We start from the raw sequence: 23,707 nt of genomic DNA, 5'->3' as shown, positions 1-23,707 counted from the left end.
AATAATTAGAAATGTCTCACAAAATTTGGCTAATGGAAGGTTTATCCTCCCAACGCGATATAATTAATGGCATTAAATCTACAGCTAAAAAACATAATTACAACGTGTCGATTTATGCATCACATCGCCAATCGCGTAATGAAATACTTTCTCTGGCGGATCATGCATTAATTGAACCTAATGATATTAATCAGCGCCTCGAATTTATTCTTTCTACAGTAAAAAAATACGCCATTCAGGCGATCCATACCGGTCGACATGCGCATTGGTTTGAAGCCCATCGCGCCGCTATCGAAGCCAGCGGTACGCGCTTAACCACCGGCGCACGCGATGTCGCGATGCTGGATCTGGCCGATGACAAAGTCGCGTTTGCCCACCATATGAAAAGCCTGAATTTGCCGGTGGTGCCTTCACTGCGCATTGATTCACCCGTACAGTTGCGCAAGTTGATCGCCCGCAAGCCCTTTGGCGATCTGCCGCTGTGCGTTAAGCCGGTTACCGGTATTTATGGCATGGGATTCTGGCAGTTTGATGAAAGCGTCTCGCCGATGGCGGCGTTTACCCATCCGGATGCGCGCCGGGTGAAAGCCGAATATTACTTACAGGCGTTGGAAGCCGCCGACAGCATGGAACCGCTGGTGCTGATGCCGTATCTGCCGGGCCCGGAATACTCGGTTGATATGCTGGCAGAAAACGGCAAGGTGCTGGCCGCCGTGGCGCGCCGCAAAGAAGGTGCGCTGCAGTATCTGGAGAACAGCGGCGAAGCCTTTGAGCTGGCGCAAGCCTGCGCCGCCGCGATGGGCGCAGATGGATTGATTAACGTGCAGACGCGCAATGATGCCAGCGGCAAACCGCTATTACTGGAGATCAATATGCGCCCTTCCGGCGGCATTGGTTACACCCGTTTCAGCGGCGTAAATCTTCCCGGCTTGTTTGCCCTGCGCCAGCTAGGCTTGATCAGTCAGCAGCAGGTGATCGACGATGCCCGCCGCGACTTCACGCCAGCAACCGTCCGCGCGCTGAGCGACGTGGTGGCGTACAACCCCGTCCTGTCCAACCAGGTTCAATGAGGAATTATCCATGACCACACTTTGGAGCAGGACGCTTTCATGCGGCACACTGAGCGTTACGCCAACCGGCGGCATCAGCGCCATCGACGATCTGTTTGAGATCGCCGAGCGCCGCAATCCCAAGCGCGCTTTTTTGTTCGTCAGTAAAGTGCTTGGCCGCCACATTCCGGTCGCGCCGGAGAAAATGCGCGCCGTTTATCGCCAATTGGCGGAGCAGTTCCCGCCGCTTTCTGACGGTCCGGTGCTGTTTATCGGCATGGCGGAAACCGCCGTTGGCCTTGGCGCAGGCGTATTTGATGAAGTGCGCCAGCGCGTGAGCGAACCGGTGTATCTCACCTCGACGCGCCATCCGCAGCAGGCGGATTTACTGTGCGAGTTCAAAGAGAATCACAGCCACGCCACCGATCATCTGATCTACCTGCCCGATGATGCGCAGCTGCGCCAGCGGGTACTCAACGCACGCACGCTGGTGATGATTGATGACGAAGCCACCACCGGCAACACCTTCATTAACTTGCTCGAAGCACTGCGCAACGACGGCGGCTTAACGCAGATCGAGCAGGTTATCGCCGTCACGCTCACCGACTGGAGCGGCGATGCGTTACCCGCGCGCTGTCCGGTGCCGGTGCGCACCGTATCGCTGGTGCAAGGCGACTGGCACTGGCAGCAGGATCCCGACGCCGCGCTGCCGCCGATGCCTGCGATGGTACTTAACGATGCCGCCACCGTGCCAATCACCGGCAAACAGCGCTGGGGCCGACTCGGCATGGCAGCGCCAGCGGGCGATCTTGGCCACGCGATTCAGGCGCAACCGGGAGAAAAAATCCTCGTGCTCGGCAGCAGCGAATTTGTCTGGGAACCCTTCTTGCTGGCCGAACGTTTGGCGGCACAAGGCGCAGAGGTGAAATACAGCTCCACCACGCGCTCGCCGATCGCTACCGGATTTGCCATCGAATCAGCTATCGCCTTTGGTGATAACTACGGTCTCGGCATCGCCAACTTCGTTTACAACGTGGCGCATCAGCAGTTTGACCGCATTTTGCTGTGCATCGAAACGCCGGTCGACAGCGTGGATCCGCTGTTAATCACGGCACTGACCCAGGTTGCGCCACAGGTGGAGGTGATCAGCTATGAATAAACCGGTAATTTTTTCCGACCTCGACGACACGTTATTTCAGACGCGCCGCAAAATGGTGGACGAGCTGGATCTTGAGCCGTTCCGCACTGGCGCGCTCGATCTCAGCCTGCAGCCGCGCAGCTTTATGACCGAAGAGCAGTCGATGCTGGTTGACTGGATGATCGAGCAGGCCGATTTGATCCCGGTTACCGCACGCGGCACCGAAGAGATCGCCCGCGTGCAGATCCCTTTCCGTTCGTGGGCGGTGACCACGCACGGCGCGGTAATCCTCAACCCGCAAGGTGAGGAAGATGCCGAATGGCGCGCGCACATGCTGGAAAAACTGACGCCGTACGGCCCGGCGCTGCTCTCGATGCAGCAGGCGATCACCGACCTGATGGCAGAGCGCGACATCAACGGCTGGGCGCGCATCAACTATGAATATGGCGTCACGCCGATCTATCTGGTGATGAAGCACCGCGACAGCACGCGCCTCGAAGAGCTTTACGCCATCGCCGATGAAATCGAGCAACGCTTCCCCACCGCCGGCTACTACATCCATCGCAACAGCAACAACGTCGCCTGGCTGCCGAACGTGGTGGAAAAAGGCTTAGCCGTCAGCTACCTGCTGGATAAACTGCGCAGCGAGCGCGGCGTCTTCCCGGTAATTGGACTCGGCGACAGCCTCAGCGATCACCGCTTTATGAAGCTGTGCAGCTGGTACGGCATTCCGCGTCAAAGCCAGTTTGCCGAACGCATCAACCAATCCCTATTCGGAGAACAATCAGATGGTGAATAATTTGCCTTTCTCTGGATCGTACCAAGCCGGCGACGTCGAATTCCTGCTCAAGCCGGTCAAGATCGACATGACGCCGGTGGAGCAAAAAGAGCAGCTGATCCAATCCGGCGCGCGCCACTATTCCGAGATGTTGAGCCAGGAACCGGAACCGACGCGCTGGCACCTTGAGCTGTTTTCCCGCGCGCTTGACGCAGGTGCCGGACGCCTGGCGAAAGAAGTCACCATGCTGGCGCGGACGCTGGCACAACAGTTTGGCGACACGCCGATTGTGCTTGCAAGCCTGGTGCGCGCAGGCGTGCCGCTCGGCGTAATGCTGCAACAGGCGCTGCGCGCGATGGGGCGCGAATCGTACCATTACGGCATCAGCATCATCCGCGATCGCGGGATTGATCAGGCCGCGCTGGAGATCATCGAAGCGCGCCACGGCACCGCAGGCATTGTGTTCGTCGATGGCTGGACCGGCAAAGGCGCCATCACCGGCGAGCTGATCCGCAGCCTCGAACATCGTCCCGGCTATCCGGCGCAACCGCGCTTAGTGGTGCTGGCCGATCCGTGCGGCAAGGCGTGGCTTTCGGCCAGCGATGATGACTGGCTAATCCCATTTGGCATTATGGGCGCGCCGGTGTCGGGCTTGATCTCGCGCTCATTGTGGTCTGAAGCGGGCTTGCACGGCTGCGTGCAGTGCGACCATCTGGCGCAATACGATTGCAGCCAGCAACTGGTGAACACCGTGGCGGAATACGCGCGATCGCTAGATGTCAGCGCCCTGCCCGCGTGCCAGCAGGATCCAGAACTTCAGCAAGAATTAGTCGAGAAAAGTGAAGCGGTGATCGCCATGCTGGCGGCGCGTTATCAGGTGAACAGCATCAACCGCATTAAGCCGGGCATCGCCGAAGCCACGCGCGCCGTGCTGCGTCGCGTGCCGGATCAGGTGCTGGTCCGTTCGGTGGACGATCCCGACGTGGCGCTGCTGGTCTATCTTGCCCAACAAAAAGGGCTGACCATCACAGAAGCGGGTGCCGATCTTGGGCAATACCGCGCCGTGACGATAATCAAAAAGGTGCTGTGATGAACAGCCGACTCTCTCCGTGGCGTTTGGGCGCGACGCTGTATATGCCGGCGGTGCGCAGCGATATCGTCGATGCCATTCTGCACAACAAAATCAGTGGCCTGCGCTCGCTGGTGATCTGCCTGGAAGATGCGGTCAGTGATGCGGATTTGCCGCAGGCGCTGCACAATCTCCAGCAAATCCTGCAGGTGTTGAATGCCGAACAGCGCGCCAATGGCAACACGCAGTGGCCGCTGGTGTTTATCCGTCCACGTAACAGCGAGATGGGCGCGTGGCTGGTGGAAAATCTCAACCTCAGCGCGATAGACGGCTTTGTGTTGCCGAAATTCACCGCCGATTCCTTACCGCTGTGGTGGCAGATTCTCGAACCGAGCCATCTGTGCATGATGCCGACGCTGGAAACCGAAGAGGTGTTCGATGTGGTGGCGATGCGCGAGCTGGCCCTCATGCTGCAACATCATGCCTGCCGTGAGCGCGTGATCGCCTTGCGCATCGGCGGTAACGACTTGATGAATGTGCTGTCTTTGCGCCGCTCGCGCCACTTCACGCTGTATGACAGCCCGATGGGTTACACCATCAAAATGCTGGTGGCGGTGTTCGCATCGCGGGATTTTGCGCTGACCGCGCCAGTGTGCGAGCACATCGATGATCAACAGATTATGGATCAGGAACTGGCGCAGGATATCGCGCACGGCTTAGTGGGCAAAACCGCCATTCACCCGAGCCAGATTGGCAAGATTCAGGACATGCTGATGGTTTCCGCCAGCGATCAGGCGGATGCCTTCCGCATCCTCAACTCAAGCCAGGCGGTATTTAAATCGCAGGGCGCGATGTGCGAACCAGCGACGCATCGCCGCTGGGCCGCCGCTATTCTGGCCCGCGCGCAGGAATACGGCATCGCACCCGATGCTCGCGCTGACGGCGCATTGATGCTGGTAACCTGACAAACCCCGTAGGGTGGGCATTCATGCCCACCGCGTTACCACCAAACCAAAAACCAAACGCAGGAATTTTCTGACCCTATTTACCTGATATTTAAATACCCTCTGATACTGTCGACAACCGTTTGCCAGGAGGGCGATACAGACCATTGATCACTAACGCAGGCCTCAATCGACCATGCAACTCAGTACCCGACAGACACGCGTATTCATGCTCGCCTCACTGCTCAGCAGCGGTAAACCGGTCGCATCCAGCCGCATTTTAGCCTCGCTCGACTGCTCCGAACCCACGCTGACGCGCGCGCTAAAAGAGCTACGTGAATCCTGGTCTGCGGAGATCAAATACAGCCGCCTCACCCACTGCTACCAACTCACCGAACCCGGCAAACTCGACAAGAAAAGCCTGCGTCATATTAATGAAGCGCTCAAACTCAATGCCGAACTGCAACAGAGCGAAACCGTCAGCCGGGTATTTCTGGATAAAGAGAAAAAGAAAGCAGTGTCGCTGTCACTGAGGATGTCTGTTTTAAGGAAAATCGATCAGGTTGTGCGATTGAGTGAAACGACAAGAAGTGATGCGGTGGAAATGCTGGTTGAAAGCGGGTTGGATGAGTTGATTGAGAGGTTGATGCTTAAAAAGAACTAATTCAAACGGCAGTAATATTTATCAGTGGTTCAATGGCGTTTATTGCCGCGATGATTTCCAGCTAACTTCAGCGATGCAAACCTACCCCCTTAAATGATTAATGGACCTCATCGACTTGGACAATGTCCCCTAACCTCCCAAAACTGTTAGCGTAATCACGTTTCATCGATCGTTATTTTCATCATTAGCATTCACATCATTGCACCGCATGATTACTAACACAGAACAGCGCCCCTTCGTTATTAATTATACATAAATCAATACTTAAAATAAAAACTCGCAGTAACCGAATCGCGTTAAGGCTCTTTTTAATATCGAGTGTAAAACCTGGTAGAAAATTGGAATCCTGTTTCATAAACTCAAATTGTTAGTTTGATTAACTATCACCCATTGTAATATCATCAGTGCCGTTGATAGGTAGAGGCCGCCCTTTTAGGCAGATAGTCCACATTTGCTCGGCTAAGTAAGCAGTGCGAGCAACAACAATTCCCCGATTGAAATGGTGATTGGGTTAATGGATTAACAATGTTCAGGCGTTACCAGGAAGGTATCCATGACGTTTTCACAACACAATATTACAGCCAATACTCTCGATGCGCTGATGCAGGATACCTGGCTATTGGCGCTCGCGGTCCGCAATGGGCAATCGATCACGATTGATGATGCGCTCTACCAGCGTTGCTTCAATATGATTCAAAAGGTTCAGGATCAACTCAGTACTTCGGGAGCACCAGCCTCTCTCTGCGAAGAGATCAAATTTGCGCACTGCGTGTTTCTCGACGAACTGATCATGACCATTCCTGAAACTGATATCTCTGCCTGGTGGAAACACACACCTTTGCAGGGACACCTTCTCGGGCACCTTAATGGTGGTGAGCATTTCTACGAACGCATCCAAAAACTACTTCGTGAACCTGCAACAGCTGAAGCCGCCGTGAGCTGTTACTACAGAATGTTGCATTTTGGGTATGCCGGAAAATACCGAACGGAAGAAGTTGAGGAGCGCCAGTTGCTGATGCAGCAGCTAAAAGCGCGGTTGCCGAAACAGATTGGATCTGCCGACTCAGCAATAATTATCCAGCGCTCAAAGCATAAAACATCTTTCTGGCAGCGTTCTCCCTGGCTTATTCGCAGCAGTGTGCTGGTTGCCATTATTGTCGCCACTTTCATCATGAATGGTCATCTGCAATATCTGTTAGTCAAAGGGTAGGCTTCGGGCAAACAAATTTCAGGAAGGAATCTGTAAATGGGCAAAAAGGATTTTGTTATTCCAGGCGGCAAGACGCCGGTATATAACCACTATCAACTGAGCATTCAGACGCTGAAAAGTCAGCGTCCCGATATCCTGTTGTCGGTGCTGCGTTTTAGCGGTGAAGAGGCACTGAATACGCCGTGGAAGTACAGCATTGAACTCACCAGCGCTACACGCGATATTCCCGCCGATATTCTGATTAACAGCACGGCCCAGCTATTGTTTTATCCTGATGGCCAACCCTGGCAGTCAGTGGAACCCCGCATTTTGCGCGGTGTAGTAACCGCTTTCCAGCAGTGCGAATCCTCTGCTGACCAAACACGTTATGTGGTCACGCTGGAATCGCGCCTTGCGCTGCTAAAAAACAGCCTGACCTATGCCGTTTACCAACATAAAAGCGTACCGGGTGCGGTAGAGGATATCCTCAAACGCTGGGAATATTCCTCGCTGGATTATCACTTTCGCCTGAATACGCAGTATCCAATTCGCGATTTCTATATCTCATATGCGGAGAGCGACCTCGCCTTTATTGAGCGTCATCTTTCGCGCATTGGTGTCTTTTATTACTTCACCTGGGATGAAGAAAATCATCGCGATGTGCTGGTACTGGGTGACAGCGCGCAGGCCTATGGTGCTGAGCAAAGCATCGTCTTTCGCCATCCGTCAGGGCTATTTGACGGCGGCCAGGAATCACTCTGGGATATTTCAGTTAATCGCCAGTCCGTTGCCGCCAGCACACGACTCAATGATGAATATTATCGCAATGCGCAAATTGAGATGCAGGCGCAAGCGGAAACTGATCCTGATAAACCTGCGCTTACGGGAGAGCTATATCGCTATGGTGAAAACTATCAGTCGCTGGGCAAGGAGTACCAGGCTCTGCCTGAACAGGGACAATGGTTTGTCAAACGCCGTCAGGAACGCCTTATAACCGAGCAGGTCACTTTCGACGGTATGAGCAACGGTATGGATATCCGTCCGGGCATGGTGATCTCTCCACAGGATAAAGCGTGGCCGGATGCGCCGGATGGCCTACTGGTGGTGTCCACCTCATCAAACCGTATTTCGCGCGATACCGCCTATGTAATTCGCTTTACCGCCGTGCCCGTTCGCCCGCAAAGCACTTATCGCCCACCATTGAAAAGCTGGCCGCACATTGCAGGCACGCTGCTGGCTCGCGTCACCAGCCCGGTAGAAAATGCGCAATATGCAGAACTTGATGAACATGGCCGCTATCGGGTGCGTTTTCAGTTCGATCTGAACGAGTCCTGGCAGTCTGGTTTTGAAAGCGTACCGGTCCGGCTGGCGAAACCCTATGCAGGCAATGTCTACGGCTGGCACTTTCCGCTGATAGCCGGAACACAGGTGATGATTGCCTTCACCAACGGCGATCCTGACAGACCTTATATTCTGTGCTCGGTACATGACTCTCGCCATGAAGACCATGTCAATCTCTATAACTATCAACGCAATGTGCTGAGAACTCCGGCGAATAACAAACTCCGATTTGAGGATCGCCGTGGATATGAGCATGTCAAACTGTCGACGGAATTTGGCGGTAAGAGTCAGCTCTCACTCGGCCACATTGTCGACAGTTCTCGTAGCAAGCGCGGCGAAGGATTTGAACTGCGCACCGACAGCACCGGAACGCTGCGAGCCGGTAAGGGCCTTTTCCTGACGGCAGATGCGCAGACCACTGCGGCCGGGCCGGTACTGGAAATGACATCTGCAGTAAGCCTGGTCAAAGGTGCGATCAGCCAGATGAGCGACTGGCAGTCGATCACTCAGTCTCACCATAACCTCCAGCCTGATGCCACGCATCTCAGGGCTTATCTGGCCGCCGTCGACCAGCTCACATCCCCTGCCATGTTGCTGAGTGCACCGGAAGGGATTGGCGTTGTCAGCCCCAAAAGTATCCTGCTCAACTCAGGCAGTACTCTGCATCTGCAAAGCCAGACGGAAACCAGCATTGCCAGCGGCAAACGCATTCAGGTCAACGCCAGCCAGGCGATTTCTTTGTTGTCACAACAGGAAGGGATTCGCATGGTATCGGGGCAAGGCCCACTGACGGTGGAATCGCACGGCGATACCCTGGGACTGACGGCGATGAAAGATATCAGCGTGCAAACCGTTCAGGGAGAACTGCGTCTAACCGCGAAAAACGGCATTGTGCTGGGTTGCGGCGGCGCAACCATCAGGATTACGCCGCAGGGTGATATCCAAATTCATTCACCGGGTAAAACCAGCATCCGTGGCATCCATGCCTGGAATTCTCCTGCCAGTGAAGAAACAGCGCTGCCAGATTTGCCTAAATCCGTGTGCAAAGAGTGCCTGAAAAAGGCGCAGGAAGCCGCGCTGGCTTTCGCGCCAAGGGGATAGCGATGACGGACATGAATAATGGATGGTTGAAACAGGCCACCGCGCTTTGCGCAACTGCCGGTCAGGATTATCTCGATGTGCTGGTTGATCAGGCGGGCACAGCACAGCCGCTGCAGCAGGCACTGAACCAGATTAACCCGCCGTTACGCTGGTTTGAGCTGTTTGAAAATACGCCGGAAGCGGCAACGCCAGAGTATTCACCGCTGGTGATGCGATTGCATTTTAACGTCAGCAGCCACCAGCGCTGGCTGGAACAGCTGATTGAGCACTTTTCCACCACGCCGCGTTTGACCTTGCTGATATCGCCACTGGCATTCGACCTGCTGAGTAGCCATTTGCAGGCACTTTCACAGGTTCACTGGGAAGAACAAACCGGCTTACTGCGCTACTACGACAATCGCGTATTCCCCTCGTTACTTGAGCATGTCCTGACGCCAGAGCAGCAGGCGGCTTTCACCGACATTGCGCTGTTCTGGAGCTGGCGGAATCGTGATGACGAGATGGTGTGGAAAACCGGAACCAGGAACCCGGGCAGACAACTTGCTGATGCCCCGGAAATGAATCGTGTAAGCGATGCGCAGGTTGAGCTGATGGGATGTATCAGTGATGCCGAGATGTTGTTGAAGGAGCAGGCAACTTCAACTCTTTCGCGAGAAGCACATTTTACAGATTGTTTGGCAATTGCAATGCGGGCAAGCAAGTCTGGCTACGTTGGTGATTTGGCTGATTTTAGGGATTGAAACGTAATGAAAAAAATTGCGGTTAGTTGCTCACTACTGATTTTATCGATGATGTCTGGTTGCTCGCAGGCAAACAGTGATGATGGCTATACAGCTGGCGATCTTCGTGCAGTCAACCATGTCGAGGGACAAGGTATAAATGGTTTTTCAGTGAATGGATACCACGTTCCGGGTTTAGGTGGTGGATATTGCTGCATCATGCTTCCTGAAAAATGGACGCCTGATCTTAAAGCTCGGGTTGAGTGGGAAGTTGATCCTCATACTGCACCATCACCACCCAGTTATAAAGATTGGGGCAATTATTTAGTTTGGGAGAAACAACTTAAAAGCAGTTTTAAGCAACATAACGCCATCGTTAATATTCCGCAGTATGGCAAGGAACGCTGTGGACTAACTGTGCACTTTTTGCCCTGCAATAAGGTTAAGGTGACAACCGCATGCTCTGGATACGGTACATCTGGCTATCCGATTAAAGAGACTATTAACATGAAGGAGCCTGCGACATGTCCCGTGAAATGAGTTTAGCACTGCCATGTTTTGCACCACCGCAGTTCCCTGACAGTGGTCGTTTGTCGCTTAGGGAAGCGCAAGTTAATGCCAATTATAAAAAGCAGATTCAAGAAGAAATTGATTATCGAGCCACCCTTGGCGAAGAAACTGGGAAGAAAGGCGTCGTCCCTTGCTGTAGAAGCCTACATATCAGTTTATTTTTCGATGGCACGGGAAATAATGAAGAGAACGATACGCGTGTAGCTAAACCAACGCATCCGACCAATATCGCAAAGTTGTATCATGCGACATATCAAAATGCTGATGGTGAAGGCTATTTTCGTTATTACATTCCTGGTGTTGGCACGCCATTCCCAAAAATTGGCGAAATGGATTACAGCAACGATGGTCTGGCTTTCGCCGCAGGTGGAGAGGATCGAATTAACTGGGCGTTGCTGAGATTAGTGGATGCGTTGACTTATGCCGGTACTAAAGGGGCTAAACGCCTTGATGATGGCCTGGCTAAAGGAATGCTGCCCAATATGCAGGCTCGCGGAGCTTTTTCAGGGGAAGTGAATCGACGTAATGCGATTAACCCCTTGTTAAAGGCGTTAGAAGGCCAGGCAGCGCAAACCCAGCAGCCTCATCTTCTGGGCATAAAGTTGTTTATCTACGGTTTTTCTCGCGGAGCTGCTGAAGCACGAACCTTTGTTAATTGGTTAACCCAGTTACCCGACCCCAGGTTTAAAAACGATCCTCTGAAACTTGCTGGTTTACCGATCAGTATTGAGTTTCTGGGATTACTGGATACGGTGGCGTCTGTTGGGGCTGCTCATATTATGCCGGGTGCTGCAGGTCATATGGGCTGGGCGGATAATAGCCAGCAATTACCTGATGAGCGTAAATTCCCTGGATTGATTAAGTGTTGCCGACATTTCGTTGCCGCACACGAACAGCGCTTATGCTTCCCTCTTGACTCAGTTCGCCGCCCTGATGGCAGTTACCCGGCCAATACTCAGGAGGTCATTTATCCTGGGATGCACTCAGATGTTGGCGGCGGTTATCCTCCAGGGGATCAGGGAAAATCATGCAATGGCACGGGTGAAATTCTATCGCAAATCGTTCTTCACGATATGTATGCTGCGGCATTCGAGTCCGGCGCTCCATTGCTGGTACACCCCTCATCAATAACCTTACTAATTAAAGACATATCTCCATCACGCGTTATGTCTGGTGATTCGGTTACTGAGTTTGCTGTTGCACCTATATTAACCAAACGCTTCAACATCTGGCGTCAAACCCTGCTCAACACCACTCTGCAAGGCAGCGAAGAGGCGGGAGATAAATCAGAAGGTTATCGTGCCTATCAACTTTCTCAGACACTTGAAAGCGCGCTGATCGATCAGATTGGCTGGATCACTGCCTGGCGTATTGGTCGTTATGCTCACGGCAGCATGCTTCCTCAGGGGGATAAGTTTGCCAACAGTTTCTTTAATAAAGCACCCCAGCTAACTCCTGAAGGGCTTAAAAAAGAAGCGGAAGACCATAAAGCAGCGGTAAAAGCGCTTAACTTACGACGAACAGAGGCCAAAAAGAGCCGCTTGCCGCTGGACGAAAGTTTACAGGGCAAACCCGATCTGGATCCCACCAACGCACAATATCAGCTACGCGAAGCGGCCCGTGAATTCCAGCATGATTATAAAGATTGGGGCCGGGATATTAATGGAAACTGGTGGGATAAAACCATACAGATTGCATTGGATGTAATCCCGAAACATGCCGTATTTCTGATCAACGGTGACGATGAAAAAGCGGAATACCAGCAGATGAAAGCCGATGGCGATCGTCGTTATCCGCAATTGTTTATCGACAAGCTGGGCAACGGCATTCGTACTCAACCGCGTGCTGACTTGTTAGCCCTTTACGATGAACAAATTCACGATTCCCGCGCCTGGTTTATGCAAAGTGCACTGGCTGGACGTGAACCCTGGGGCGGTTATTTCCGCTATCGCATGCTTTACTGCGGCAACCAGACCAATAAGAATCTTCGCCTGATTTCCGTTGAAGGCAAAGTAATCAACGCCGCGCCAACCTCCAATAACGTCATCTATTTTATCGAGCCAAAAACCACTTATAACAATGTGACCTATAAAGTGAAGGATATGGCGACCGGTGTCGTTCAAACACTCACTCCACCAGAAGCAACCACCCAACCAGGCGCCGCAGTTGCCCTGGCTCGCACCAGTGTGGTGAGCGAACAGCACCAGGCCATGATGACCTCTGCCGTCGATATGCTGAAATCATCGGGAGCGCGAGTGGTATGACACTTAAAAAACTGGTGCGCGTGGGCGATACGCTCAAACCTTACGGTGGTGAAGTGCTCAGCGGGAGTTTTGACGCGTTTGGCAAGCCGGTGGCCTGCGTCAATGACAAAGCGAAATGCGGCGAGCACGGCATGACCACCATTATTCAGGGAGCAACCAACAGCACCGTAAACGGTAAAGCGGTGGCGCTGGATGGGCATAAGTGCGCCTGCGGTTGCACGCTGGTCAGTTCCCTGCCGGATATGGATGTTTGCGGATGAAACAACCGCCGGTTTATGCCGATTACGCCACCATTTACCCGGCCCGCTGGCAGCGCTGGTGGGTGGCGCTGCCCGTGCTGCTGTTTATATCGGCGATGACCACCATTTTGTTGTGGCCGGAGGGAAAGCCGACTCGTTCGCCGCTTTTCTGGTTCTGCACGCTGGTCTTGCCGCTGCTGTGCTGGTTGCTGGCGGTGACGCTGCGCTGGCTGATCTGGCTGCAATCCACCGATAACAGCCAGACGTACTATGCAGAAACCTCACTGGCGCTGGATGCGTGGTGGCGAAAACGCAGCCACGCGTTGCCGGTAGAAGCCGTGTTGCTGGTGACGCCAGTTGGAGACGACGCGTCAGAACATCTGGCGCTGTTGTCGCAACCAGCGGACGCTCCACAACCGGGCATCAATGCAGCAGGTTACGCGGAGTTGCGTTGCCCGCTGGTGCTAAACAGCACGCGCAATCGCCCAGAAATGCTGGCGGCTTATCTCGCCAATCGCCTGGTGGCGCATCTTCGTCAGTCAGGTGAAACACGCCCGATCACGCATCTCTGTTGGCTCGGTGATGATCAAAGTCTGCTCACCTTTCGCGAAAAGTTGCTGGCAGCGGGCATGGTTATGCCTGAAGAAACCATGCGGCTTAGTGCGATTGATGGCGCAGATAACGTTATCGATCTATTCGCCAAGACAGCTCCGACTTTGCTGCTGTGTGCCGGAGGGGGCGAAGGATTATCTGATGGCACCCAGGTTGCCGGAGAAGCCGCCTTTGCCTGGCTCTGCTCGGCGCAGGGGACTGCGTTGATGCATCGTTCGGAGCGCTGGCAACCGGCGTTGGGTGAAACGGCGACTCTGGCCGTCGCACAGCTTTCCCGTTATGCCGGATTAAGTGATACGCCGGATACGGTGATCGCGGCAGATGTCCCTGCAATGGAAGCGTTGCTGGATGGCGGCTGGTCCGCGCTGGATCACGTACTTGCCCCATGGCTCGGCCATGCCGGGCAAATCACACCGTTTACGTTACGGTCGCTGGCGCTGCTCTCGGCGCTCAACGGCCAGTCCTGCGGCTGGATCGCCTCAGAAATGGAATCTCAATACACTACAGGAGTTTGTATTCCCCGTGGAAATCTCCCGCACTAATCCCCGGCACTCGTTGTTCTGGTTGGTTTGTGGCTATTTGCTTGCCGTAACCCTGCTGGTGCTGACTGGCGCAGGGCTCTATTACTTCGCAGGCAGCAGCATTGACCTGCCGGAGGCTCTGCCGCGCCAGATTGCTTTCTGGTCATTGATGGTTTGGCTGGCGTTGGTGTGGTTCTGCCCACTGTTTATTCTCGCCTGGCGCGGACTGGTGCGAATCAATGCGCGTGAAGCAACAGGTGCGGCAGGTTCGCAGAAACAGCGTCCTGCAGAATATCAGTGGGTACAGGACGTTATCACCCAGATGCGCTACCAGTATCGGTGGCACTGGCGCAGCCGGGTACGCATCCTGCTGGTGGTCGGCGATGAGCATCTGGTTGAACAGAGTATCCCTGGCCTGACAACTCAGCACTGGCTTGAGGGGCATAACACCTTGCTGCTCTGGCACGGCAGCCCGCAGGAAGATCCGCTACCCACACAGCTGCGGGCGTTGCGTAAAATTCGCCGCCAGCTGGCAGATGCGGTGGTGTGGGTAGTGAACGCCAGAGCGGAAATGACCCAGGATGTGCTGGATACCACGGCTCGCCAGATGCAGAAGCGTTACAGCCTGTTGGGCCAGGATATCCCGCTGTGGCTGTGGGAAATTCACGCGCCCTCTCTGCATAGCGCCACCGCGCAGGGGATCGGATTTACCATCGCGCAAGGTGACAGTGCAGACGATTACCGTCAGTCGCTGGATGATCTTGAGCACCAGTTGGTTGAGCGCGGCATGCAGCATATTGAGCGTAATCGCCAGCACAGTTTCTTACTGGAGCTGGCGCACACGCTGCGCAGTGGTGGCGCGGATCGCCTGACACAAACCTTGTCGCAGCTCTCCACAGGTGCAAGGGCGCTGCCGCTGGCTGGCGTGGTACTCAGCCAGCCGGAGACCACCGGAAGCGCTTTATTGCGTCATGCCTGGCAGCCGGGAAAAGCCTGGCTGGATTTACTGGCGCTACGCTGGCGCAGGCCGGTCACCAACGGTGCCTCATGGCGGAAAACGTTGCTGACGCTCTGCTTCTGCCTGCTGGTGATGTGGATAGCCTGCCTGGTGTTTTCCTGGATTGCCAATGTTCGTCTTATACAGGAAGATCAGCAGCTTGCCGCCGCCGCAACAGATTCCCGTCAGCCGCTGCAGCAGCAACTTTTCGCCTTGCGCGAGCTGCAAAAAGAGATCGAGCGTCTGCAGCATCGTCAGCAATACGGTGCGCCCTGGTCTATGCGTTTTGGCCTCAGCCAGAATGACGCACTGTTGGATTCTCTGTGGCAACAATGGCAGCAGGCGGCCATGCCGCTGCTGCGTGATGCCTCCGTCAAGCGCCTGACTACGCTGATGAGCGGCTGGCGTAACCTGCCGCCCGATAGCCCGCTGCGCGCCGATGAGGCCAAAAGCATGTATGACCTGCTCAAGGCGTACCTGATGCTGGCGCATCCCGAACAATCCGATCCGGCGTTTTTCAGCGCCACAGTAATGAAGGTCTGGCTACGGCGTGATGGCGTTCAGGACGCCAGCTGGCGCAACAATGGCGGCGCTATGCTGGCCTTTATGACGACGAATCTGCCTGCGCACCCAGAGTGGCAGTTACAACCGGATATGCGACTGGTCAGCAGTATGCGCTCAGCGCTACTGCGTCAGATTGGTGCCAGCAATGCGGAGACCTCGCGCTATCAGAAGCTCATCGAGCAGGTCTCCCGTGATTATGCTGATATGACGCTCAATGAGATGGTCAGCGGCACCGACAGCAGCAGGTTGTTCAATACCGATGAAATCGTGCCTGGCGTCTTTACCCGTAAAGCGTGGGAAGAAGCAGTGCAACCGGCGATTGAGCAAGCGGCGAAAGTGCGTCGCGATGAAATCGACTGGGTGCTGAGTGATAACAAAACTGCCAGCAATAATGATGTTTCTCCGGAAACGCTGCAAGCCCGGCTGACAGATCGCTATTTCTCCGATTACGCCGGAGCCTGGCTGAAATTTCTCAACAGCCTGCAATGGCAGCGGGCGGAGAGCCTGTCGGAATCGATTGAACAGTTAACCCTGCTGGCCGATATACGCCAGTCACCTTTGATTGCGCTGATGAACACGCTGAATGTGCAGGGCCGGACGGGGCAAACAGGCGGCGATTTGACCGATTCGCTGGTGAGCTCTGCAAAGAATCTGCTTAGCAGCGACAAAACCAGGGCCATCGCCAGACCACAAGGTGCACGTGGCCCAATGGATGACGCCTTTGGACCTTTGCTGGCGCTGACCGATACCGGCGCAGCGGCTAAAGATAGCCTCAGCCTGCCAACATTCCTGACGCGTGTCACCCGTGTTCGTCTGCGACTGCAGCAGGTAACCAACGCGCCGGATCCGCAGGCCATGATGCAGTCGTTAGCACTGACGGTGTTTCAGGGCAAAGCCGTTGATCTTACTGAGACCCGCGATTACGGCAGTCTGATTGCCGCCAGCCTCGGACAGGAGTGGAGCGGGTTTGGTCAGGCGGTATTTGTCGAGCCGATGGTGCAGGCGTGGGAGCAGGTGCTCAGCCCCACCGCTGAAAGCATTAACAGCCAGTGGCAGAACGATGTTGTAACGCCATGGGATCAATCGTTTGCCGACCGCTACCCGTTTGCTAACCGACAAAGCGACGTCTCCTTACCGCATTTAGCGCAGTTTATGCGTACCGACACCGGACGTATCGCGCAGTTCGTCAACAGTCGCCTCGGTGGCCTGCTGCGGCTCGAAGGCGATCGCTGGGTGCCGGATGCCATGAACAGCCAGGGACTGACGTTCGATCCTGCTTTTCTCAGCGCGCTGAATAAACTGACGCACATCGCCAACACCGCATTTGTCCGGGGTGATGTGGAGCTGCATTTTCAGATGATGGCAAAACCTTCCCGCGACGTGGTGGAATCTGAGCTGACGGTGGATCGCCAGAAGCTGCAATATTTTAACCAGGAAGAGAACTGGCAAACGCTGAACTGGCCAGACAACCGCTGGCAACCACAAACCACGCTGACCTGGCGCAGCACCCATACCGGAACCCGCATTTATGCCGATGCCCCTGGAAGCTGGGGCCTGATCCGCCTGCTGGATAAAGCCCGCATCACCGATCTGGGCAGCAACATTTATCGTGTTCTCTGGCCCACGCCGGACGGGCTGGCATTGAACTATCAGATTCGCACGGAGCTCGGCAGCGGCCCGCTGGCGCTACTCGAGTTACGCGGCTTTCGCATGCCTGCACGGATATTTATTTCCGCAACGCAGAATGAAGATGCGTATCAGGGAGGCGAACAATGAGGGTTCGTTTCGCCCATGTATTGCTGATTTGCCTCGCGGCAACGTTGCTGAGCAGCTGTGGCGCGTGGCAAAAAACCAAACAGGGCACAGCAAGCATTGCTGATGCCGTGTTTTATCGCCAGGTCAACACCCTGCACCTGACCTTCACTGCGCGTACAGCGATCAATCAGGACGACGCCCAGCAGTCGATGCCCTTGCGTCTGAATATTTTGCAGCTCAGCACGCGTCAACGTTTCGATGACGCCGAATACAGCAGCCTGCTGGCACAGCCAGATCGGGTGCTGAAAGAGAGTCTGGTGGCGCAGCGGCAGCTCAGCGTCATGCCGGGACAAAGCGTCAGTCTGGATATGCCAATGGAGAAGCAGGCGCAGTATGTCGCGGTCGTGGGCCTGTTCCGCCAACCGGACAGAGAGCACGGCACATGGAAACGGGTGTTGAGCCGTGAGGAGCTTGATCCGGATTCACCACGCACGATTGAAGTAAGGGATAACACCCTGAATTTGGAATTATTGAAGTAACTATTCAATTAAACGGCAGGAGCCACAAAGTGACGCTATACGAAATAAAACCGAAGTTTCAGAATTTATTAAGACCGCTGGTCGTCAGGTTACATGCGCAGGGTATCACTGCGAACCAGGTAACGTTGTTTGCCATGCTCACCTCTGTGGTATTGGGCGCATTGTTGATGTGTTTCCCCGACCCACGCTTTTTTATCACCCTGCCCGTTTTCCTGTTTTTCCGCATGGCGTTAAACGCCATTGATGGCATGTTAGCCAGGGAATTCAATCAGCAAACCACCCTTGGGGCGATCCTCAACGAGGTGGGTGACATTATCTCCGATGCCGCACTCTACCTCGCTTTTGCCTTTGTTACAGGCATCTCTCACTGGTTGGTTGTGCTGGTCGTGCTACTTTCCTGGCTGAGCGAATTTTGCGGTGTGATGTGCCAGACGCTGAACGGCATCCGTAGCTACCGTGGTCCGTTGGGCAAAAGTGACCGCGCATTTATCTTTGGTGCTCTTGGCCTGGTGATTGCGCTGTGGCCGCAGTCTGTCGGCTACGCTGACGCAGTGTTTGTCCTTGCCGCCCTGTTGCTGTGTTGGACCAGCCTGAATCGCTGCCGCAATGCGATGGAGGCGAAAAATGGCTGATTCCAGACACGTGCTTTATTACTGCCTGGGCGGTATCTTCGGCGTTCTCGTTCTGGCAACGCTGATTATTTTTGTGCTGAGAAAGTGCCGCCCACAACGCAACTGGGTGGAATTGCAGCAGCGCGTTAATAGCTGGTGGGTCATTATCTGCCTGTTCTCGTTAGCAATGCTGTCGCCGAAGTGGCTGGCGCTGACCTTTTTCGGCTTCATCAGCTTCCTGTCGTTAAAAGAGTATCTGACGCTAGCACCCACGCGGCGTTCTGACAGCATGCCGCTGCTGTGGATGTATGCCGCAATCCCGGTGCAATATCTCTGGACCGGCATGGCCTGGTACGGCATGTTCATCATTTTTATCCCGGTTTACGTCTTCCTTTTCCTGCCGGCTCGCATGGTGATTGCCGGTGATACCAAAGGTTTTCTGCACTCTGCGTCGGTGATGCACTGGGGCATGATGACCACCGTGTTCGCTCTGAGTCACGTTGCCTACCTGATGACTTTACCCGGTGCCGACGCCAGTGCCGGTGCGCTATTGGTGTTCTTCCTCGTTGCACTGACTGAGCTGAATGATATTGCCCAGTATCTGTGGGGAAAATCGCTGGGCAGGATTCGAGTGACGCCCAAAGTCAGCCCGAATAAGACGCTGGCCGGTCTGCTGGGTGGCATCCTCACCACCATGTTGCTGGCTGTGATTCTTGGCCCACTGCTTACTCCGATGAGTTATCTCCACTCGCTGGGTGCTGGATTGATTATTGGTGCAAGCGGCTTTTGCGGCGATGTTGTGATGTCGGCGATCAAGCGCGATTTTGGTGTGAAGGATTCCGGCAAATTGCTGCCCGGACACGGTGGCATTTTGGATCGACTCGATTCACTCATCTACACCGCGCCGCTGTTCTTCCACTTCTATTACTACTTCTACGTGTAGGAGGCGCACATGAACCGAATGCTGCGCTGGATCTTTACACTTTGCATCGCCTATCCGGTGGTGTGGATCTGGCTGGGTGTCGCCGTGGCCAACCGCAAGAAGCTACCGAAAACAGGCCCGGCGATCATTGTGGCAAACCACAACAGCCATCTGGATGTGCTGACGCTGTTCACATTGTTCCCCCTCTCGACGCTGGTAAATGTACAGCCGGTGGCTGCGGCTGATTACTTCCTGAAAAACAAAGTGGTGGGTTGGTTTGCGCTCAAAGTGATTGGCATCATCCCGGTCTATCGCGGGGCGCATCAGGCTAATCCGTTGCAGGCCTGCGTCGATGCACTGGCAGAAAAGAAAATTGTGATTATTTTCCCGGAAGGCACACGCGGCGAGCCGGGGAAACTTTCAGAAATTAAATCTGGCCTGTGGCACCTCAGCCAGCAGTGCCCGGATGTGCCCATCATTCCGGTCTATATGCACGGGCTGGATCGCTCAATGGGTAAAGGTCAGAAAATACCGGTGCCGTTCTTTATCGATATTTATATCGATGATCCGCTGCGTTATCAGGACAACAAGGCCGAATTTAAAAGCGCGTTATTAAATCGTTTTGTCGAATTACAACAGCAAGCCATAAGGAAATCATCATGAGCCAGGAAGCACGTTTATTTCAGGAAGGATCTTTTTCAACCAGCGACGGTGAATCACTCTATTTTCGCCACTGGCCCGCGCACGATGCGCAGAGCAAAAAAGTGATTGTGCTATTTCATCGCGGGCATGAGCACTCAGGACGTTTGCAGCATGTTGTCGATGAGTTGCTGATGCCGGATGCCCATTTTTACGCCTGGGATGCGCGTGGACACGGACATTCGCCGGGAGAGCGAGGTTACAGCCCAAGCCTGGCTCGCTCAGTGCAGGACGTCGATGAATTCGTTCGCTTTGTGGCTGAACAAGCCAAGGTGAGCATTGAAGATGTTGTTGTGATTGCGCAAAGCGTCGGCGCGGTACTGGTTGCTACCTGGGTGCATGATTACGCGCCTAAAATCCGCGGTATGGTGCTGGCCTCTCCAGCATTTAAGGTAAAGCTGTATGTGCCTTTCGCACGCGCGGGTTTAGGTTTGCTGCAACGTATTCGCGGTCTGTTTTACGTGAACTCTTACGTCAAAGGGAAATTTCTCAGCCACGACCCAGAGCGCATTCGCAGCTTTGAGCAGGATAAACTCATCACCCGTCAGATTGCGGTGAATATTCTGCTGGATCTGTATAAAACGGCGGAGCGCATTGTTTCTGACTCTGCCGCCATCACCGTGCCAACACAGCTGCTGATATCCGGCGATGATTTTGTGGTGCACACCAAACCGCAGAAAAAATTCTATCAGGGGCTGCGTAGCGCCATTAAAGAACAGCATATTCTGCCAGGTTTTTATCACGACACGCTGGGAGAAAAGGATCGCCAACTTGCCTTCGATAAAATGAAGCCGTTTATCGAACAGCTTTACCACGCTGCACCTTACACCTTCGATTACAGCCATGAAGATCAGTGGAGTCCGGGCGCTGATGCGTACCGTGAGTTGCAGGCACCCCCTAAGCGCTGCTCACTACAAGGCATATCCTACGCTTCATTGAGTTTTGGCATGAAAACCATTGGCAGGCTGTCTAAAGGCATGCGCCTGGGATATGAAACCGGTTTTGACTCTGGCAGCACGCTGGATTATGTCTACCGCAACACGCCTGAAGGCACCGGCATTGTTGGCCGCATCATCGACAGGCAGTACCTCAACAGCATTGGCTGGCGCGGCATTCGCCTGCGCAAAGAAAATATCCAGCAGGTGATTGCGCAGGCCGTCGCAAAACTGCAAGAGCACAATTTGCCGGTTCGCGTGGTCGACATAGCCGCCGGACATGGCCGCTACGTTCTTGATGCGCTGGAGAAACAGCCGGGAATTGAAAGCATTTTGCTGCGTGATTACAGCGATCTGAATGTGGAGAAAGGCCAGGCGATGATTGAAGCGCGTCAATTAGGCCACCTCGCGCAGTTTAAAAAAGGCAACGCCTTCGATTATGACTCGCTCGCCACACTCGCGCCTGCGCCCACGCTGGGCATTGTCTCCGGCCTGTATGAACTGTTCCCGAGCAATCAGTTGATCAAAACATCGTTGGCCGGGTTGGCAGCAGCCATTCCGCCGGGCGGCGTGCTGGTTTATACCGGGCAACCGTGGCATCCGCAGTTGAAAACCATCGCATGGACCTTAACCAGCCACCAGAACGGTATTCCCTGGTTGATGCGCGTTCGCAGCCAGAAAGAGATGGATACGCTGGTCGAAGAAGCTGGATTTGAGAAGTGCCACCAGTTGATCGATGAGTTTGGCATCTTTACCGTGTCGCTGGCGGTAAGAAAATAGCATGACTGAATCGTTGCTGACAGAACGCCCTTTTCGCCCCTGGAAACAGGGGCTTTGCTGGCTGATGTTGCTGGGGCCCCTGTTTTTTCTCAGCTACGGGCAGGTGAATACCTTCACCGCGACCCGCGATGATGTGGCAAGCCTGGTGTTTGCCTGGGAACGTTCGATTCCATTTGTTCCCTGGACCATCGTGCCTTACTGGAGCATCGACCTGCTTTACGGTATTTCACTGTTCATCTGCACATCAAGACAAGAGCTGATGCGTCACGGCTATCGCCTGCTTGTAGCATCGCTGGTGGCGTGTGCAGCGTTTTTACTTTTCCCGCTGAAGTTTACCTTCACGCGCCCGGAAACCCAGGGTGCCTTCGGCTGGTTGTTCCGCCAGCTTGAACAGTTTGATTTACCCTATAACTAAGCCCCTTCGTTGCACATTATTCTGACCTGGCTGCTCTGGCTGCGCTTTCGCCAGCATCTGAATCGCAATGCGAGAATCGTTGCGGGCGGTTGGTTCCTGCTGATTGCTGTCTCGGTACTGACCACCTGGCAGCACCATGTTATCGATGTCATTAGCGGGATTGGGGTCGCGGTCATCATCAGCTACCTGATTCCGATTAGAGGAGAATGGCGCTGGCAGCGGCCCACTTTGCACGCGCGACGTCTCGCAAGCAAATACGGCCTGGGTGGAATGCTGTTTTTACTGGCGGGGATAGCGATTCCCTGTGGTCATTTGCTGTTGTGGCCTGCCATAGCGCTGCTGGCGGTGGCTGCGGGCTATGCCGGGTTGGGCGTGACGGTGTTTCAGAAAAGCAGTTGCGGTAACTTATCTCTCTCCGCACGCCTGCTGCTTTTACCCTATCTGACAGGCGTGAGGGTTTCCCGCTGCTGGTTTTCCCGGCATAGCGCGCAAAGTAATGAGATTGCCGCTGGCGTAGCGCTGGGCAGGTTTCCGGATAAGACGCAGCAAGATTTTGCCGTTTTTGATCTGACCGCAGAATTTCACAAAGGCAACCGGAACGCACAGCGATGGCAGGCCTATCCGCTAATGGATCTGCTGGTGCCCGACATTGCGTATTTGCACACTGCGGTAAGACAGCTTCAGCAACTGCACCGGGAAAATGACAAGGTGTTGGTTTGCTGCGCGCTGGGTTTATCGCGCAGTGCCACGGTGATTGCGGCATGGCTGCTGGCGGAACGGCACGCAACGTCTGTCGCTGAGGCCGTTGAACTCATCCATTCCCGACGCCCGCAAATTGTTCTCACCCCTGCACACATTGAAATCCTGGAAGCCTTCAGCAAGGAACAGCTATGTCAGACATCATGATGACCAACCGAATTGTGCAAATTCATCTGGCAAGCTGGCGCTACTTTGCCGCGCTGACACTGCCACCGTTGGCGCTGATACTCAGCCTTATCTACTCCGCGCTGAGCCTGCCGTTACTGTTGTTGTTCTTCATCACACACTATTACTGCTGGCGTTTATGGCTTGATGAACGGCTTTTCGCATTGCTCAACAACGAAGACGACCTTGCTGAGTTTGACCGAGGGATGGCGCAGCTGTGGCCGAAAAAATTTACCCGCCCGCGTTCTCTGGTAGATCGCCTGCACGGAACAAGAGTCATGTTTTACCGGGCAATGATCTCACTGTTGGTGCTGTGGATGGTTTCACTCTGCTCAGTGAGTTATCTGGCACTCACGCTGGCTGAGTAG

At 54.4% G+C, this 23,707-nt stretch carries 20 protein-coding genes and 1 pseudogene; all 21 read left to right on the top strand.

Annotated elements, in window-relative coordinates; translation table 11 throughout:
• Positions 1–11: 11 nt before the first annotated feature.
• Positions 12–1,070, top strand: a complete 1,059-nt coding sequence (locus tag AC6I8A_RS05705; RefSeq protein ID WP_497818168.1) for an ATP-grasp domain-containing protein — start codon at positions 12–14, stop codon at positions 1,068–1,070.
• A gap of 10 nt (positions 1,071–1,080) precedes the next feature.
• Positions 1,081–2,208 (top strand): phosphoribosyltransferase domain-containing protein, encoded by a 1,128-nt coding sequence (locus AC6I8A_RS05700; RefSeq protein WP_497818167.1) that lies wholly within the window; start codon positions 1,081–1,083, stop codon positions 2,206–2,208.
• Positions 2,201–2,986, top strand: a complete 786-nt coding sequence (locus AC6I8A_RS05695) for an HAD family hydrolase (RefSeq protein WP_497818166.1) — start codon at positions 2,201–2,203, stop codon at positions 2,984–2,986. The genes AC6I8A_RS05700 and AC6I8A_RS05695 overlap by 8 nt, the downstream gene beginning before the upstream one ends.
• Positions 2,976–4,055: a cysteine protease StiP family protein gene (locus tag AC6I8A_RS05690; protein WP_497818165.1), complete on the top strand. Its 1,080-nt coding sequence runs from the start codon at positions 2,976–2,978 to the stop codon at positions 4,053–4,055. The genes AC6I8A_RS05695 and AC6I8A_RS05690 overlap by 11 nt, the downstream gene beginning before the upstream one ends.
• Positions 4,055–4,999 carry an HpcH/HpaI aldolase/citrate lyase family protein gene (locus tag AC6I8A_RS05685; RefSeq protein ID WP_497818164.1) on the top strand — a complete coding sequence of 315 codons (945 nt, stop codon included), beginning with the start codon at positions 4,055–4,057 and terminating at the stop codon, positions 4,997–4,999. The genes AC6I8A_RS05690 and AC6I8A_RS05685 overlap by 1 nt, the downstream gene beginning before the upstream one ends.
• Positions 5,000–5,174: 175 nt before the next feature.
• A complete protein-coding gene (locus tag AC6I8A_RS05680) occupies positions 5,175–5,642 on the top strand; it encodes a hypothetical protein (RefSeq protein ID WP_008103765.1) in 468 nt (155 codons plus the stop codon).
• Positions 5,643–6,195: 553 nt separating this feature from the next.
• On the top strand, positions 6,196–6,852 hold the full coding sequence (gene tssL / locus AC6I8A_RS05675; protein ID WP_497818163.1) for a type VI secretion system protein TssL, short form: 657 nt from the start codon (positions 6,196–6,198) through the stop codon (positions 6,850–6,852).
• A 36-nt stretch (positions 6,853–6,888) separates the two neighbouring features.
• The gene (locus AC6I8A_RS05670) at positions 6,889–9,273 is read left to right on the top strand and encodes a type VI secretion system Vgr family protein (protein ID WP_497818162.1); all 2,385 of its coding nucleotides are present in this window, start codon (positions 6,889–6,891) and stop codon (positions 9,271–9,273) included.
• A gap of 2 nt (positions 9,274–9,275) precedes the next feature.
• Complete coding sequence (tla1, locus tag AC6I8A_RS05665) at positions 9,276–10,013, top strand: toxin Tle1 chaperone Tla1 (RefSeq protein WP_497818161.1); 738 nt, start codon at positions 9,276–9,278, stop codon at positions 10,011–10,013.
• Positions 10,014–10,019: 6 nt separating this feature from the next.
• Positions 10,020–10,532, top strand: coding sequence for a Tli1a family immunity protein (tli1a, locus tag AC6I8A_RS05660; protein ID WP_497818160.1), 513 nt, complete (start codon positions 10,020–10,022; stop codon positions 10,530–10,532).
• Complete coding sequence (locus AC6I8A_RS05655; RefSeq protein WP_497818159.1) at positions 10,517–12,826, top strand: T6SS phospholipase effector Tle1-like catalytic domain-containing protein; 2,310 nt, start codon at positions 10,517–10,519, stop codon at positions 12,824–12,826. Before tli1a ends, AC6I8A_RS05655 begins: the two co-directional genes overlap by 16 nt.
• Complete coding sequence (locus AC6I8A_RS05650; RefSeq protein WP_256695867.1) at positions 12,823–13,086, top strand: PAAR domain-containing protein; 264 nt, start codon at positions 12,823–12,825, stop codon at positions 13,084–13,086. The genes AC6I8A_RS05655 and AC6I8A_RS05650 overlap by 4 nt, the downstream gene beginning before the upstream one ends.
• Positions 13,083–14,219 (top strand): KPHS_23130 family T6SS system protein, encoded by a 1,137-nt coding sequence (locus AC6I8A_RS05645; RefSeq protein WP_497818158.1) that lies wholly within the window; start codon positions 13,083–13,085, stop codon positions 14,217–14,219. The genes AC6I8A_RS05650 and AC6I8A_RS05645 overlap by 4 nt, the downstream gene beginning before the upstream one ends.
• A complete protein-coding gene (locus AC6I8A_RS05640; RefSeq protein WP_497818157.1) occupies positions 14,200–17,535 on the top strand; it encodes an ImcF-related family protein in 3,336 nt (1,111 codons plus the stop codon). The genes AC6I8A_RS05645 and AC6I8A_RS05640 overlap by 20 nt, the downstream gene beginning before the upstream one ends.
• Entirely contained in the window at positions 17,532–18,053 is a 522-nt protein-coding gene (gene tssJ, locus AC6I8A_RS05635; protein WP_497818156.1) for a type VI secretion system lipoprotein TssJ, read from the top strand. Before AC6I8A_RS05640 ends, tssJ begins: the two co-directional genes overlap by 4 nt.
• Before the next feature lie 29 nt (positions 18,054–18,082).
• The gene (locus AC6I8A_RS05630) at positions 18,083–18,685 is read left to right on the top strand and encodes a CDP-alcohol phosphatidyltransferase family protein (RefSeq protein WP_256695862.1); all 603 of its coding nucleotides are present in this window, start codon (positions 18,083–18,085) and stop codon (positions 18,683–18,685) included.
• Complete coding sequence (locus AC6I8A_RS05625) at positions 18,678–19,607, top strand: phosphatidate cytidylyltransferase (protein ID WP_293796565.1); 930 nt, start codon at positions 18,678–18,680, stop codon at positions 19,605–19,607. Before AC6I8A_RS05630 ends, AC6I8A_RS05625 begins: the two co-directional genes overlap by 8 nt.
• A gap of 9 nt (positions 19,608–19,616) precedes the next feature.
• Entirely contained in the window at positions 19,617–20,249 is a 633-nt protein-coding gene (locus AC6I8A_RS05620) for a lysophospholipid acyltransferase family protein (RefSeq protein WP_008103789.1), read from the top strand.
• Entirely contained in the window at positions 20,246–22,000 is a 1,755-nt protein-coding gene (locus AC6I8A_RS05615) for a bifunctional alpha/beta hydrolase/class I SAM-dependent methyltransferase (protein WP_497818155.1), read from the top strand. Before AC6I8A_RS05620 ends, AC6I8A_RS05615 begins: the two co-directional genes overlap by 4 nt.
• Position 22,001: 1 nt before the next feature.
• Positions 22,002–23,321 (top strand): annotated as a pseudogene (locus AC6I8A_RS05610) (phosphatase PAP2/dual specificity phosphatase family protein).
• Complete coding sequence (locus AC6I8A_RS05605; RefSeq protein ID WP_497818154.1) at positions 23,306–23,707, top strand: hypothetical protein; 402 nt, start codon at positions 23,306–23,308, stop codon at positions 23,705–23,707. Before AC6I8A_RS05610 ends, AC6I8A_RS05605 begins: the two are co-directional and overlap by 16 nt.

It is taken from the genome of Pantoea sp. X-Soil-ISGK-275 (genome assembly GCF_059730795.1).
Note: the sequence above shows the minus strand (reverse complement) of the source record. Positions and strands in the feature narration are given on the sequence as shown.